This is a genomic window from Endozoicomonas sp. ONNA2, from assembly GCF_024606365.1.
In the GTDB taxonomy this organism is placed as follows: Bacteria; Pseudomonadota; Gammaproteobacteria; order Pseudomonadales; family Endozoicomonadaceae; genus Endozoicomonas.
On the sequence record NZ_JAHHPO010001198.1, the window covers coordinates 1 to 1,083 of the forward strand.

The following is a 1,083-nucleotide window of genomic DNA, read 5'->3' on the forward strand; positions in this document are numbered from 1 at the left end:
GGTGATACTCCTCAAGCAGAAAATTCAATACCTTACACGTTTTGGCGAAATCAACGGATGCCAGCCGGTCTAACAGACAGAGGGCCAGCCGGGATCGTTGAGGTGCATCCAGTTGTTGCCATTCATTGGCTAATGGGATACCTGACGCGGATGTTGCAAAGCCTTTATTTTCATTTTCTTGTTGCACGACAGTTGTCAGCGACCGGCAAGTTAATGCCTTATCACCAATGGCTGATGGCACTGGGCAATTACCTCCCCGGCCAGCCAACCAGGGAAGCCTGTTGGGTGCAGAGCGATGTACGCCCAATCCACGCCCCTGATGAACCGGGACATTGCTGCATTTGCTGGCAAAGTGTTCATTGCTGTTATTACCCGATGGGGAATAGAACGAAGAGATTAAGTTTGTGTTCATTTATATCTGGCCGCAATGGTTATCTGTTAAGTTTTATACATTGTCAAAACAGCTTAGATACGTTTGCGAAAAATGAAAGCCGAAGACGCAAGATAAACACCGGCGCCCCGGTCCCCGGTGGGAATGCCTGCCGAACCTGACTGCCAATAAGCTGGCAAAATTTCGGGCAGAACCCGGTTGTTCCCTATCCGGCAGCGACCTGCCGGTGCTTATGCAGGCGAAGTGCCACACGAAATCTCAATAGTTCCCGCACATCATTTTCAATGACGCTATCTCATCCGCCCAGAGCTTGGCATCAATGGTTTCCAGAACCATGGGAATGCCATCAAACCGCTTGTCAGACATGATATAGCGGAATACTTCCCAGCCAATCTCCCCTTGGCCAAGACTGTGGTGCCGGTCTTTGCGTGAGCCCAGCGCGCCTTTGGAGTCATTCAGGTGCATGCCTTTGAGGTAGTGAAAACCAATGACTTTATCGAACTCGGCAAATGTCTTCTGGCAGTCATCCCGGGTGCGAAGGTCGTAACCGGCGGCAAAGGTGTGGCAGGTATCCAGACAGACACCAACACGGCTTTTGTCGTCCACCTCGTCAATAATTTCGGCGATTTCAGCAAATTGCCACCCCAGGTTGCTGCCCTGGCCGGCGGTATTTTCTATTACCGCGATCACGC

At 51.2% G+C, this 1,083-nt stretch carries 2 protein-coding genes; both read right to left on the reverse strand.

Annotated features, from left to right (window positions below; translation table 11 throughout):
• Positions 1–412 (reverse strand): hypothetical protein (locus KDK14_RS21035; protein ID WP_257267212.1); only part of this gene is annotated, 412 nt, incomplete at its 3' end.
• Positions 413–649: 237 nt separating this feature from the next.
• Positions 650–1,083 (reverse strand): deoxyribonuclease IV (locus KDK14_RS21040; RefSeq protein WP_257267213.1); only part of this gene is annotated, 434 nt, incomplete at its 5' end.